Source organism: Methylobacterium sp. E-046, assembly GCF_022829625.1.
Classification (GTDB): Bacteria; Pseudomonadota; Alphaproteobacteria; order Rhizobiales; family Beijerinckiaceae; genus Methylobacterium; species Methylobacterium longum.
Window position 1 is genome coordinate 1 of sequence record NZ_JAKSYP010000241.1, and the last position, 10,535, is coordinate 10,535.

Here is a 10,535-nt window from a genome sequence, read left to right on the forward strand (position 1 = left end):
ACCGTCTGCGGAACAGGATCGCCATGAGCATTCTGCTCGATGAGCAGGTAATCGCGGCCCTCGCCAGCGCGGTCGCGATATTGCGCAAGGCGAACGATCCTGGCGTGATAGACCTTGAGCATGCGATCCGCGCACATCGCATCAGCATTCTAAAGCAGCGGGTCATCCTCGGTGCGGCCGGCATAGAAGTGTGATGGAACAGCGCCGCCTCTACGTCGTCCGGGGCGTCGCCCAAAGTGGCACCGTCACCTACAATTGCCCGACAGCAGACTGGGCGCTGCGCAAGCTGCGCGACTTCAAAGCAGCCGAGCGCCGGGACATCACCGTCACCGGCCCAGATGGTGCCCTTCTGACGGAGGCCGACCTGATCGGCATGGTGGAGGGCTCAGGTGCTGCGCCCTCTGAAGAGGCGATCCCGGCAGCCTCTCAGGTTACTCGCGAGCCGGCCGTGGCATAGCAGTAGGTTCACGAGACCGGACTGGTATGTCGAACGTCCGCTGGAGGCTTCGGAAAGCGTCCCTGAGATCACCTACCTGACGTCGGGTGCCGCAATGCTTGAGCGGGACCGGCCTTGAATGCTCACCCCAGCATTCTAAAGGCAGATAGGTTCAGCCTCATGGGAGGACAGATGCCACGCTACTTCTTCGACGTCCTGCACGATGACGAGGACGTGACGCGCGACCACGATGGGGTCGACCTACCCAACCTTGAAGCGGCAGAGATCGAGGCCCTGGAGATCTGGAAGCGTATCCTCAGGGAGCGCACCGCAGGTGCCGCAGACCCGTTCCACTGGCACGTGGCCATCTTGGATGAGAATGGGACGGCCCTGGCTAAGGTCCCTTACCCATCCGATTTTGCGAGCGAAGCTTGAGGCCGAGCTGAGAAGTCCGGTTCCGCCCGCACCTTCAGTGCGTCTGGTGTGATACCCCTCCCGCTCCGTGCTCCTTACCGTAGCGCTGCCGTTTTTTGCTGTGTTTTGCTGTATCCTGCTGTCCCTCGGTTGGACACAGCCGTCCTTCTGCCGCCTCCACGTCGTCGCCAAGCCGAAGCCGATCGAAGCACCGCGCAGCAGGCCGGAGCAGCGCCGACGCTCTCGGACGTTCGCGTCTGCTCGGAAACGCTCGAAGATGTTTTGTGCACACCTGTGCACCCTGGGGTGCGGACCGGCTCGCCCAGCACGATCCGTGACTACGGGTGCCTCGGTCTGTAGAGTACAGGAACCTGCTCCCGCTCCTGCTCCCGCTCCCCTGTCGCTCTCGGGCTCGACACCGCCTCGGGCCGCATTGCGCCCCTCCTCATCCCGCCGCGGTGACCGCCTACACGACCAAGAACGCCATCATGCCTACCTGGAAATATCAGCCGGACTGGCGCTCTCAGTCTGCTTCCTCGCCCGCCACGGCCTCGACCGCCGCGATGACGTTCTCCAGCTCAGCGACCTCTCGCAAAGTGCTCCCAGCGGGCAGACCATCGTGCTCGGCCATCGCTAAGATGAGGTCGCGTTGCTGCGCCTTCAGGCGTTCGAGGAGAGTGTCGAGCTTGTTGGGCATGCGCGGGCTGTATCTGCGGATCGCGGCACTGGCTACTGGCGAGGCGCGCGCCATCCTGCAGCCTGTGCCTCGGCCTCAGAGCAGAACATCCGCTCGCCGGCCTGCTCGTCGATCATGACACGAGCATAGTCGCGGCTCTCGGGCAGGTAGTAGATGCGGTCGCCCGAGCGCGCGATGTTGCCCTTGATCGTACAGGTCATAGCTTCTTGTGTGGCGCGCGGCATCTCGGCTCCGGGCAGCGTCTCACCCTGACCACCCCGCCTCCGTCGGCGCCAGTCGGAAGGATCCTCGAACGTACCGGCCCAAAGCCCTCGCTTGCGAGTGCGCGCCTCTCTCTCCTGCCCGATGTAGTCCGCGGAATAGCGGCGGAAGGCGATGGCGTGGCCCTGCATGACCATCCAGGCGTTCAAGTCCTCGGCCTCTTTGCGGCAAACGGCGACCGTTCGCCCGTAACGGTCGGTATCCCTCGGTTCGCAAGAGATGTTCGCCTCGCCGATATGGTCGGATAAAGCAATCGCTGCTGCCTGCCCGCATTGATACTCTTGGTTGTTGGCGTCCTCGCAGACCTGAGCACTCTCCGGGGCGTCGATACCATGAAGGTAGATACGGGTGTTGCGGATCACCACCGTGTCGCCATCGGTGACGAATGCCCGACCGTTGATGGGGTCAGCGGCGAATGCGGAACCTAAGAACAGGATCAGGACCAGTCCCCAGCCGACCAACCCTTGTTGAGACATCGCTAAGTTCCCGACCCAGACCGCAGCAGGCCCGAGGTCAGAGACCTTGTCCATATCCAACCTCGTCGCGGCTCGGCCCTGCGCCCGAGGACAGGATCCGTTAACCATCCTGCACGAGCATGCTCTCAGCGACCGGCCGTATGCCGAGCGCCGGAAGAGCAGCACCGAGGCTTAATTCCCCCGTAGCCTCGGTGCGGCCTCGCTGGCGCAGCGGCGCTAAAGATCTGGGTTGCGGGCCGAGCTGGCGTGCGCCAGATTTAGCGCATGAGCGTCGACTTCTCGTACCTGTTGCGGAAGGAGGACCCTGGGGCTGCGCTCCGGGACCTCGACGACGTGGTCGTATTGGCGTCGGTCGTTACGGACGACGGCGAGACGATCCCGGCCGGCACCGAGGGCACGATCGTCGGCGTCTGGAAGGACGGCGAGGCGTTCTTCGTGGAGTTCGCTGAGCCCGAGGGTGCGCTAGCCACGGTCCGGCCGATCAACCTGAGACGCATCGGCCGCCACGCCCCGTGAGCCGGCAGGGCCTCCCGGCGCTCTTTGGCCTGCGGGTCCAAGGCGAGCGGATCGTTAGCTACTTACTCGACCCGACGCACCCCAAAGGAGGCTCTAAGGCCAAGTACCTCTTGCGGTTCGGCTTCACCGTCGAGGAGCCGCAGCTGCTGGCCGATGCCCTCGCCATTCACTACCAAGCCGCGCCGGACGCTCGCATGGTGTTCGATGAGGTCGGATCACAGCGCGTCATCTGCGAAGGTCCAATCATGGGTCTGGATGGGCGTGAGCCCTGGATCCGGTCCGTCTGGCTCGTCGAGCCCGATCTGTACGGTCGGCTGCTCACCGTCGTGCCGCTGCCGATGCGTGGAGCTTCCTCTCCGTAAAGCGAAGACCGGGAGATGAGCCTATGCCCAGGCGCCGTCCCGAAGCCCCTGAGGACATGCTTCCGGTCAGGGTCGAAGCGGTGCCCCGACGCGGGCTGAACCGGCAAGAGGCGGCTCGCTACGTCGGGATCAGCGCACCTAAGTTCGACGATCTGGTCCGGGATGGGCAGATGCCTCAGCCTTTCCGGATTGGCTCCCGAACTATCTATGATCTACGCAAGCTGGATGCGGCCTTTGATGTGCTGAGCGCACCCGAGGAGGTCGATAGCTTCGCCGATTGGGAGGAGTGGAGCCGATCACAACCCGAGCCGCCCAAGGGACGCCAAGCTGCAAAACAGGCCGGCATCGACGCGCACGCCGCGATAATCCAGGCTCGCAAGGATGCGCGGCGCCGATGCCCCGAGCCTCTGATGTCGGAGGAGTACCCGGGCTACCACCACGTCTACACCCCCGACACGCTGGCCGAGCAGTGGAAGTGCAGCACGACCCTCATCCGTAATCTGGTCCAACGCGGGGAATTGGCTGGAGTAAAGTACGGCGAGAAGCTGATCCGGATCACGGCTGGCACTGTGGTCGCCTACGAAAGCGCGAACCTCGTCGTAGCAAAGAAATGAATGGGCCTCAGCCGTAGGGGCCGCCGAACAGGTCTCCGAGCGCCTTGCGCCGGAACAGCGTTCGCCATCGCCGCTTCTGACGCTCCGGCCGGTCGTGGATCTGCATCTCGATCGGGACGGAGCGCAGGGCCACCGCGACCCGCGACGATGCACATCGCGGCTGCGAACAAAGCGCTGGCCGTATGGTTGTGCGGTCAAGCGCCCGGCTAAATCGGGGCGCTCCAGAAGCTTCTATAGGGAGAAGCTGCATGCCGCGGATCAGCGTGAAGCTCGCCGGTGATGGCACCCACATGGTCGTTCAGGATCACGATCCCGTAGCCAGCGGTATGAGCCTTGATGAGGCTGAGAACTTCTCGACCTTCCTACGCGTAGCCGCCCGGGTGAGACGGACGCGCCGGCTGCCTGATGCGGTGCGCCACCGCGGTATTGCAGCCGTTTGAGGCTGCCCCCGGTCCGTTTTGAAAACTCACCCCGGTGGGCTGCCAGCGGTTCGGGGAACCCGCGCGTCCTATCGATAGCGGCGGTGATGCCGCATCCGGCGGTAAGAACGCATCCGCCCACCACCCATCCGGTAGCCGCGTGCGTTACCCTCGCTTACCGCCCTGCGCCCGTCTAGACCGTCGCCCGGGCTGTTCATCTGCGCCAGTTGGATGCGACCAGAGGAGAGGAGGCCTTCCGCTTGCGCACTCGCGATGGTTCCGCCTGTCAGAATGGCTGCGAGGGCGGCAGTGCTCAGGAATTTCTTCATAAATCCATGTCCTCGTGTGGCACTCGCAATATTCACGGCTGAAGATCTGCCGCGTGCGATAGGCTGCTGGCTTTGTGCTTCAGATGCCAACGCTGGCTGCGCCAGCTTCAGCAGCTTGCTTAACCGTCGCTCCCTCACGAAGTGCGACAGCTATCGCGGCGGAGGACACATCGATCGCGCCAGCACGTTCATCGCTGTAATCTCGTCTGTTGTTCGCTTGTGTCTCTGCTCGTACAAAATACTTGTCCGGGTAGCGTTTGTTCATCCGCTCTCTCAGCATCGCACCGGCACTGAGAAAATCGCCGTCAAAATCCCTTGACTTGGCGCCGGCGTTCTCGCGAATTCCGGTATCGGACCTTGATTTAATCATTGAACCGTTTGCGGTAGGTGTAGGTCTAGCAGACAAGAATTCACCGGCCTTCAAAAACAAACTTTTGATGGTTCTCATAGGACTGACCGGATAGCTCGATAGCGAGCGTGACTAGATTTCTTATCTAGCACGCGGGAAGCCGCAAGGTTCCCAGATACTGCTTCGATGACGGCCGGCCAGAGAATTCGATTGCCGGTTGGCGCTCATGCGTTGCTGATAGCCAGCTAGGGCTCGCCTCAACTCCCAACCATGCGCCATCTTGAGCGTATGCCCAGGCAGCACGGCCAGACCTACGATCTGCGCCTCAGACGGCTCGCACCCCCGCGTTGCGCAGAGCCCCGTAGAACTTGCCCGGGTCGAACATGGCGCGGGCTTGCTGCAGGCTGATGGGTCGGCCACCGACATCCGGTGCCGCCATCATGCCGCCCGACCGCTGCTGGCCCTGCTTCTGAGTGGCAGCCGCAGCCTTCAGCGCGTTGCCGATCTGAGCGTACTGGTTGCTGGGTTGGGCCGGTTGCGCGGCGGGATCCGAGGAGAACCCGCCCGGCGCCGGCATGGTCGTGAAGGGCTGGCTCGACAGGGACGCGGCGTCAGGAGTCGGGGACGCCTGCCCCGGCACGGCCGAGCCTTGCCCCACGATGCCGTGTAACTCGAAACCGCCTTGCTGTGCCGTGCTGCCCATCGAGCTGCCACGAGGGGCCGCCACGCCCGGCAGGGCCTGTCCGGCGTCGAAGCTGTTGGCGTAGGCTTGCGTCGTCGCCAGCCGGTCGATCATAACCCGCGAATTTCCAGGCTTGAGCCATCAAGCGATGCGCTTCGTCGGGGCTGCCCGCGTTCTGCAGGGCCTGTGTGAGCTGCGGGTTCTCCTTCAGCAGGAACTGAGCCTGTGCCACCACCGGATCGGCCGCGCCCTGCGTGAACGCCCGCATGTTCGCGAGGCGGTCGGCACGCCATGAGAGGATGCCCCCGGACTGGCCTGCCTGCCCGCTCTCGGACGGGTCCGACCAAGAACCAGTAATGTTCGAGGGGCTGTAGCGCGACTCGTGCTGCGCGTAGGCCGCGACGGCGCCGAGACCATTTGGGTTCGTCAGGCCACCCTGCTGCAACGTGCTGATGAACCGGCCGCGGATGTCGTTCGGATCCGGCGTCGCCGCCTCGGCGCTGCTCGGGCCCAGTGCGCTCATGGCCGCGGAGGCGAGGCCCTGCGCCTGCGGCTGCACGACCGGCGTCGGCGCGCCGGTGGGTGGCGTCTGCGGTGTGTATCCTGTGTAACCTGGAGGTGTGGCCGGCGGCACGTCCTGAGGCATGCTCTGACCCATGCCACCCTGACCCTGCGCCTGGACAAGCGCCTGCATCTGCAACCAATCCTGGATGGACGGGCTGAGACCCCCGCCGCCGTCCGCGAACGAAGGCAAGCCTCCGAAGCCGCTTCCATCGCTCATGCGGAATGCCCCATAGTTGCGAAATCCGTCTCGCTGGCGGGCATCAGTCGATTTCGGGTGTTTCTGTGTGCGGGTTCGAGGCAACGGCCGTCCTGAGACTCCGCTGGCGATCCCGGTGGCTATCGACAGAATGGCAGGGCAGAGCCACATTCTCAGGCATGCGGCGCACGGCTGAAATTCTGACCACGCTCGTCGTCTTCACGGTTGTGATGACCGCGATAGGGTGGGCAATCCGCGGCGGCGTAGACTGGTCGTACTCGTGGGTAATTGACCAGATCGGCCATGCCGGGTTCTGGGCCATCTTGTTCCCCTTGTGGGTTGCCGCTGGGGTCTACGCATGGCGCGCTCATCGCCCGAAGGCCGGCAGCGCCGCCGGGAAGTACGGCCGCGTCCGATCCGACTGAGACAGCAGCGCCGCCTGCGTCCCTCGGGCTCCAAGCTGGCCGAGCGCCGCTGCCCGCTGCTGGGTGAGACCGCGGGCGTTGATCGCGTCCAACAGCATGTTCAGCCGAACGCCCTGCGTCATCGTCACAGCATCAGCGAGCTGCCGGTTGCGAGCCACATCTGACTCTCGGCCCATGGCGTTGACGACCGCCTTACCCGCCCGCGCCGCTTGCGCCAGAGCATAGCCCTTCGGACCACCGACGAGGCCTGCCATGGTCCCCCCGAGATCATCGCCCATCGTCGTGCGCGGCGCGATCCGATCCGCTGCCTGCGTCCGCTGCGCCGTCTGGGAATTCCGGACGATGTTGCTGTCTGCCTCGGTGAACGCCCTCTCCCGGTTCACAGCCCCGACGATCCGGTCCACCGGACCCTGACCGTGAAGCTGGGCGAGGTTCTGCGCGTTCCAGCCCCCCTGCCCGCTGCGGGGGTCGATCTGAAGGAGTTGCTGAAGGGCCGTGAGGTCATTCGGCTTCGTGCCCACCGCCTGATCGATTGCGGCGCGTGAACCCTGCGCCATCGCGGCGCGCTCGGCCGGCGCCATGCCGCCGAGTTGGCGGGCGAGGTCGGCCGGTGCCGTCGCGGCCTGCCCGGACCCTCGACGCCATACGGCGGGAGATCGCGGCCGCGGACCCGCAGCGAGCCGCTGCCCGCGTCGCGATCCTCCGTGCTGCCTGGGCAGGCCTGCTGCCGGCTCCCGGTGAACCGGTGCGGCTGTGACCACTCTTTTCGCGCGCACGCGCCCGCGAGTGGGAAAAGTTGGCATCATTCAGTGAGAGAGAGCCTCTAAGGTACCTCAGCTACCGTACCGGCCGGCTACAAGACGCGCAGACCTCGGGCCGCGACCTCGGTCGGCACCCCGAGACGCTTCGGGCGCCTCGTTCGCGCTTGCCGCTTCACGGGAGCCCTGATCTCGCTTTCCGCTCGTCTAACCTCCTGTCGCCGACTTGTCGTCCAAGCGTAATTCATTGCTACCGTAAGCAGCATGGCATTCTGGACCATTCTCGTGTTCAATCTGATCGCCTCGCTAGCCAGACGGCCCATCTCTTCATAGAGCATTATTGTCTCCGATCTGGCTACGGCGCCTAGGTGCCCCAAAATCTAATCCGCTCACGCAACGGTGTATGCGAAGGGTCCCTCCCGTGGACCAACTTGGGTTTGGTCTCCGAGGACACTGCGGGCAGAGGCGATAATCTGAACAGTCTGCCTGCGGTCACAGGCAGTCCGCGCCAAGATCTCTAGATCACGCAAATATGAGATCAGCTGCTCGCGCGAAATTTCACCTATGTTAAGAGTATCATTTACCCTGGAGGAAACGCTACGCTCAAGCTCTTCCCAAAAGGCCATAGGGATCTGCGGGTGATGGTTCATGGAGGCCACTGCTATGAATTTGCCAAATATTATATATGTACGCAGAATGAAAACTCTATCTAATGTTGGCTTCTAATCATTTTGATTAACGTCCTTACGCACGACATTGTGCTGCCTATAGCCGGCATTCAGACCCACTGGCGAATGGCGCTGACCACCGCCGTCAGCATCAAGGTCCGCGACGACGCCGGGGCGGTTCGCCAGCAAGCCGCTGCTACTGCACTGCACGGCCTTGCTGAGGAGTTGCAGGAACTGATGTCCGGGGCGACCTCGACCTGCATTCCGTCTGCATTTGCAGGTGAGCGCGTTGGACGCGTGGCGATAGACGGCAGCTATGACGGACATGTGGTAGAATAGACCATGAGCGGCAGGGGAAAATTCCAACCGGGGCGGAGCGGCAATCCTGCGGGCAAGGCCAAGGGCACCCGCAATGCGACGACGCGCGCCATTGAGGCGCTGCTGGACGGCGAGGCCGAGGCCCTGACCCGCACGGCGATCGAACTTGCCCAAGGGGGCGACACGGTAGCCCTGCGGATGTGCCTCGATAGGCTTGTTCCGCCCCGCAAGGACAGGCCGATCACCTTCGCCTTGCCGCCGATCACCACCACAGACGACCTACCGCTGGCCACCGGCGCCATCGTGGCCGCGGTCGCTGCCGGCGAGCTGACGCCCTCTGAGGCGGCCGAGATCTCCAAGACCCTCGACGTGCATGTGCGGGCGATCGAGGCGACCGAGCTGCACCGACGGATGGCGGCATTGGAGGCACGGGGAACATTAGGCTGAAGGCCCTAGAGGCTCGCATCGTCCGCCTGGAGGTGAAGCGCGGCACCGGCCGGTTTGACGGCCTGTCCTACGAGGAGATCGAGCAGGCGCTGTTCGAGAACCTGCACAAGATGGCGACCGCGGCCGGCGGGATCGATGAACTGATGGCCGAGTGGGACGACGCCACCGACCAGGAGGAGTTGGCCTTGATCGCCCAGATCAGGTCCCATCAGCGCGACGTCCGCGCGAGCTACCTGGAGATGGAGGCCCGGCTGTGTCCACGACCCTGAAGGCCCGCATAGTGCGGCTGGAGAACCGCTACCCCGATCTGAAGCCCGGCCCGGAGCGCCTGACCGACGAGGAGTTGGAAGGCGTCATCGGTGTACTGCGCCAGATCGAGGCCGGTGAGACGGTAGATCCAGCGCGCATGGAGTGGGCGACGGAGGTCATGCACCGAGGGGAGATGCTGTGAACGAGAACGAACTCACACCGGCTGCTGGTGCTGATCTCCTGCTGAAGGCTGAGGTCGCCCGGCGGGAATTCGCAGCCACCCAGGCGTACCTACAGCGCGGCCGGAAGTTCAAAGACCTGAGCGATGAGGACCTGCGCGAGCAGTGGTCCGAGGCTTGCCGAGAATGGTCGAAAAGGGGGTTGTACGACCGCCCCGGCGTCTACGACGACGCTGAGGCCGAGTTGCGGCTGCGTGGCCAGCCGTTGCCGTACGACATAGTGCAGGACGAGATGAACACCCTCGTCGCCGAGGCGGATGCGAGGGTCAAGCAAGCGACCCCTGAGGATTACCGGAAGATGGGCGAGCAGTTGGTGTCCCAGTACGTTGAGGAGCGGGAGCGGGAGAACTAGCGGCGGCGCTTATAGGAACCCGCTCCCCGAATGCCCCTTGAAGGCGTTGCTCTGCCGAACCTGCCGCAGCCATCGCCGCCCCCGCACGGCCGTATTCCCGCGCTACATCCGCACCGTCGCTCCGGCTCGGATGCCGAACGACACAGGGCCGAACCACGTCATCACGGGATCCGGCCCGACGCCCCATCTCTATCCCTGCTGCATCGTCACCGACCCGTGGTCGGGATCGACCGCTGCAACCCGTGGGCCGTGAACGCCCATGCGGATCAAAACCTGCAGCCCGCGGTTGCAGGCCTCCGTGAGCCGGTCGCTGTCATCGGTTGGCAGGACCAGCAGCAATTCGCGCATTACGCCCTGAACGACGATCGCGCGTTCGCCCTCCTGAAAACCGCAATCGCACGCTCGCACGAGCGCCGAGGCGACGTTCTCGGCGATGATCTGCGCGATCAGCTCAAGATCCGGTCTCATCGTTTCAGCTCAGCTCGATCGGAAGAGAGCAGGGTGGGTGCTCCCGCATTGCAAAGCTGGATCTGCGAGCACAATGTGTTTGCGCTCTTTCAGATAGGTGCATCGTGGACGAGAACGCTGAGAACATCGAGGCCGGAGCCACCGATTATACCGGTCTGACGACGAACCTCGTCTCAGCCTACGTGTCCAACACTCGTGTGCCGCCAGCGGAGCTACCAGCCTTGATCGCCAGCATGCATGCGGCGCTTGGCGGGCTTGGGCGAGGTAGCGCAACCCAGGCTCCGCCAACCTAGAAG

General features: G+C 64.1%; 21 protein-coding genes. 14 read left to right on the top strand and 7 right to left on the bottom strand.

Features of this window, described 5'->3' with window-relative positions; all coding sequences use genetic code 11:
• The 3 genes from MKK82_RS25780 to MKK82_RS25790 form a co-directional block, all read left to right on the top strand.
• Positions 1-194 (top strand): hypothetical protein (locus tag MKK82_RS25780; RefSeq protein ID WP_243987255.1); only part of this gene is annotated, 194 nt, incomplete at its 5' end.
• Positions 194-457 (top strand): hypothetical protein, encoded by a 264-nt coding sequence (locus tag MKK82_RS25785; protein WP_243987257.1) that lies wholly within the window; start codon positions 194-196, stop codon positions 455-457. The genes MKK82_RS25780 and MKK82_RS25785, both read left to right, overlap by 1 nt.
• A gap of 171 nt (positions 458-628) precedes the next feature.
• Positions 629-871, top strand: coding sequence for a DUF6894 family protein (locus tag MKK82_RS25790; RefSeq protein WP_243987258.1), 243 nt, complete (start codon positions 629-631; stop codon positions 869-871).
• Between the two features lie 502 nt (positions 872-1,373).
• Here MKK82_RS25790 and MKK82_RS25795 read toward each other — a convergent pair.
• The gene (locus MKK82_RS25795) at positions 1,374-1,547 is read right to left on the bottom strand and encodes a hypothetical protein (protein ID WP_243987259.1); all 174 of its coding nucleotides are present in this window, start codon (positions 1,545-1,547) and stop codon (positions 1,374-1,376) included.
• 32 nt (positions 1,548-1,579) lie between these two features.
• Complete coding sequence (locus MKK82_RS25800; protein WP_243987260.1) at positions 1,580-2,338, bottom strand: thermonuclease family protein; 759 nt, start codon at positions 2,336-2,338, stop codon at positions 1,580-1,582.
• A gap of 210 nt (positions 2,339-2,548) precedes the next feature.
• On the opposite strand from MKK82_RS25800, the gene MKK82_RS25805 reads away from it, so the two are divergent.
• The 3 genes from MKK82_RS25805 to MKK82_RS34295 are packed head-to-tail and all read left to right on the top strand — an operon-like array spanning position 2,549 to position 3,776.
• Positions 2,549-2,800: a DUF4926 domain-containing protein gene (locus MKK82_RS25805; protein ID WP_243987261.1), complete on the top strand. Its 252-nt coding sequence runs from the start codon at positions 2,549-2,551 to the stop codon at positions 2,798-2,800.
• A complete protein-coding gene (locus MKK82_RS25810) occupies positions 2,797-3,162 on the top strand; it encodes a DUF6883 domain-containing protein (RefSeq protein ID WP_243987262.1) in 366 nt (121 codons plus the stop codon). The genes MKK82_RS25805 and MKK82_RS25810 overlap by 4 nt, the downstream gene beginning before the upstream one ends.
• 23 nt (positions 3,163-3,185) lie before the next feature.
• The gene (locus tag MKK82_RS34295) at positions 3,186-3,776 is read left to right on the top strand and encodes a hypothetical protein (RefSeq protein ID WP_313902123.1); all 591 of its coding nucleotides are present in this window, start codon (positions 3,186-3,188) and stop codon (positions 3,774-3,776) included.
• Between the two features lie 7 nt (positions 3,777-3,783).
• Here the strand turns inward: MKK82_RS34295 and MKK82_RS34075 are convergent, their stop codons facing one another.
• Entirely contained in the window at positions 3,784-3,909 is a 126-nt protein-coding gene (locus MKK82_RS34075; protein ID WP_279603292.1) for a hypothetical protein, read from the bottom strand.
• Between the two features lie 115 nt (positions 3,910-4,024).
• Between MKK82_RS34075 and MKK82_RS25820 the strand changes: the two genes are divergently transcribed.
• Positions 4,025-4,216 carry a hypothetical protein gene (locus MKK82_RS25820; protein WP_243987264.1) on the top strand — a complete coding sequence of 64 codons (192 nt, stop codon included), beginning with the start codon at positions 4,025-4,027 and terminating at the stop codon, positions 4,214-4,216.
• 387 nt (positions 4,217-4,603) lie between these two features.
• Here MKK82_RS25820 and MKK82_RS25825 read toward each other — a convergent pair whose 3' ends face one another.
• The gene (locus MKK82_RS25825) at positions 4,604-4,972 is read right to left on the bottom strand and encodes a hypothetical protein (RefSeq protein WP_243987265.1); all 369 of its coding nucleotides are present in this window, start codon (positions 4,970-4,972) and stop codon (positions 4,604-4,606) included.
• Positions 4,973-5,198: 226 nt separating this feature from the next.
• A complete protein-coding gene (locus MKK82_RS25830; RefSeq protein ID WP_243987266.1) occupies positions 5,199-5,669 on the bottom strand; it encodes a hypothetical protein in 471 nt (156 codons plus the stop codon).
• Between the two features lie 19 nt (positions 5,670-5,688).
• Between MKK82_RS25830 and MKK82_RS25835 the strand changes: the two genes are divergently transcribed.
• A complete protein-coding gene (locus MKK82_RS25835) occupies positions 5,689-5,850 on the top strand; it encodes a hypothetical protein (RefSeq protein WP_243987267.1) in 162 nt (53 codons plus the stop codon).
• Between the two features lie 832 nt (positions 5,851-6,682).
• Here MKK82_RS25835 and MKK82_RS25840 read toward each other — a convergent pair.
• Positions 6,683-7,297, bottom strand: coding sequence for a hypothetical protein (locus tag MKK82_RS25840; RefSeq protein ID WP_243987268.1), 615 nt, complete (start codon positions 7,295-7,297; stop codon positions 6,683-6,685).
• Between the two features lie 995 nt (positions 7,298-8,292).
• On the opposite strand from MKK82_RS25840, the gene MKK82_RS25845 reads away from it, so the two are divergent.
• The 5 genes from MKK82_RS25845 to MKK82_RS25865 are packed head-to-tail and all read left to right on the top strand — an operon-like array spanning position 8,293 to position 9,771.
• Positions 8,293-8,505: a hypothetical protein gene (locus MKK82_RS25845; protein ID WP_243987269.1), complete on the top strand. Its 213-nt coding sequence runs from the start codon at positions 8,293-8,295 to the stop codon at positions 8,503-8,505.
• A gap of 3 nt (positions 8,506-8,508) precedes the next feature.
• On the top strand, positions 8,509-8,931 hold the full coding sequence (locus MKK82_RS25850; protein ID WP_243987270.1) for a DUF5681 domain-containing protein: 423 nt from the start codon (positions 8,509-8,511) through the stop codon (positions 8,929-8,931).
• A gap of 32 nt (positions 8,932-8,963) precedes the next feature.
• Positions 8,964-9,200, top strand: a complete 237-nt coding sequence (locus MKK82_RS25855) for a hypothetical protein (RefSeq protein ID WP_243987272.1) — start codon at positions 8,964-8,966, stop codon at positions 9,198-9,200.
• Positions 9,185-9,382 carry a hypothetical protein gene (locus MKK82_RS25860; RefSeq protein WP_243987274.1) on the top strand — a complete coding sequence of 66 codons (198 nt, stop codon included), beginning with the start codon at positions 9,185-9,187 and terminating at the stop codon, positions 9,380-9,382. The genes MKK82_RS25855 and MKK82_RS25860 overlap by 16 nt, the downstream gene beginning before the upstream one ends.
• A complete protein-coding gene (locus tag MKK82_RS25865; RefSeq protein ID WP_243987276.1) occupies positions 9,379-9,771 on the top strand; it encodes a hypothetical protein in 393 nt (130 codons plus the stop codon). Before MKK82_RS25860 ends, MKK82_RS25865 begins: the two co-directional genes overlap by 4 nt.
• Before the next feature lie 189 nt (positions 9,772-9,960).
• On the opposite strand, the gene MKK82_RS25870 is transcribed toward MKK82_RS25865, so the two are convergent.
• Positions 9,961-10,239 (bottom strand): hypothetical protein, encoded by a 279-nt coding sequence (locus MKK82_RS25870; RefSeq protein WP_243987278.1) that lies wholly within the window; start codon positions 10,237-10,239, stop codon positions 9,961-9,963.
• A 104-nt stretch (positions 10,240-10,343) separates the two neighbouring features.
• Here MKK82_RS25870 and MKK82_RS25875 point away from each other — a divergent pair, with 104 nt between their 5' ends.
• Positions 10,344-10,532: a MucR family transcriptional regulator gene (locus MKK82_RS25875; protein ID WP_313902124.1), complete on the top strand. Its 189-nt coding sequence runs from the start codon at positions 10,344-10,346 to the stop codon at positions 10,530-10,532.
• The last annotated feature ends 3 nt before the right edge of the window (positions 10,533-10,535 follow it).

Bases quoted from the DNA above. Each gene is read 5' to 3' on its own strand.
- MKK82_RS34295 (WP_313902123.1), top strand. From the start codon at position 3,186: ATGCCCAGGCGCCGTCCCGAAGCCCCTGAGGACATGCTTCCGGTCAGG.
- MKK82_RS25805 (WP_243987261.1), top strand. From the start codon at position 2,549: ATGAGCGTCGACTTCTCGTACCTGTTGCGGAAGGAGGACCCTGGGGCT.
- MKK82_RS25800 (WP_243987260.1), bottom strand. From the start codon at position 2,338: ATGGACAAGGTCTCTGACCTCGGGCCTGCTGCGGTCTGGGTCGGGAAC.
- MKK82_RS25795 (WP_243987259.1), bottom strand. From the start codon at position 1,547: ATGCCCAACAAGCTCGACACTCTCCTCGAACGCCTGAAGGCGCAGCAA.
- MKK82_RS25820 (WP_243987264.1), top strand. From the start codon at position 4,025: ATGCCGCGGATCAGCGTGAAGCTCGCCGGTGATGGCACCCACATGGTC.
- MKK82_RS25825 (WP_243987265.1), bottom strand. From the start codon at position 4,972: ATGAGAACCATCAAAAGTTTGTTTTTGAAGGCCGGTGAATTCTTGTCT.
- MKK82_RS25785 (WP_243987257.1), top strand. From the start codon at position 194: ATGGAACAGCGCCGCCTCTACGTCGTCCGGGGCGTCGCCCAAAGTGGC.
- MKK82_RS25845 (WP_243987269.1), top strand. From the start codon at position 8,293: ATGGCGCTGACCACCGCCGTCAGCATCAAGGTCCGCGACGACGCCGGG.
- MKK82_RS25840 (WP_243987268.1), bottom strand. From the start codon at position 7,297: ATGGCGCAGGGTTCACGCGCCGCAATCGATCAGGCGGTGGGCACGAAG.
- MKK82_RS25830 (WP_243987266.1), bottom strand. From the start codon at position 5,669: ATGATCGACCGGCTGGCGACGACGCAAGCCTACGCCAACAGCTTCGAC.
- MKK82_RS25850 (WP_243987270.1), top strand. From the start codon at position 8,509: ATGAGCGGCAGGGGAAAATTCCAACCGGGGCGGAGCGGCAATCCTGCG.
- MKK82_RS25790 (WP_243987258.1), top strand. From the start codon at position 629: ATGCCACGCTACTTCTTCGACGTCCTGCACGATGACGAGGACGTGACG.
- MKK82_RS25870 (WP_243987278.1), bottom strand. From the start codon at position 10,239: ATGAGACCGGATCTTGAGCTGATCGCGCAGATCATCGCCGAGAACGTC.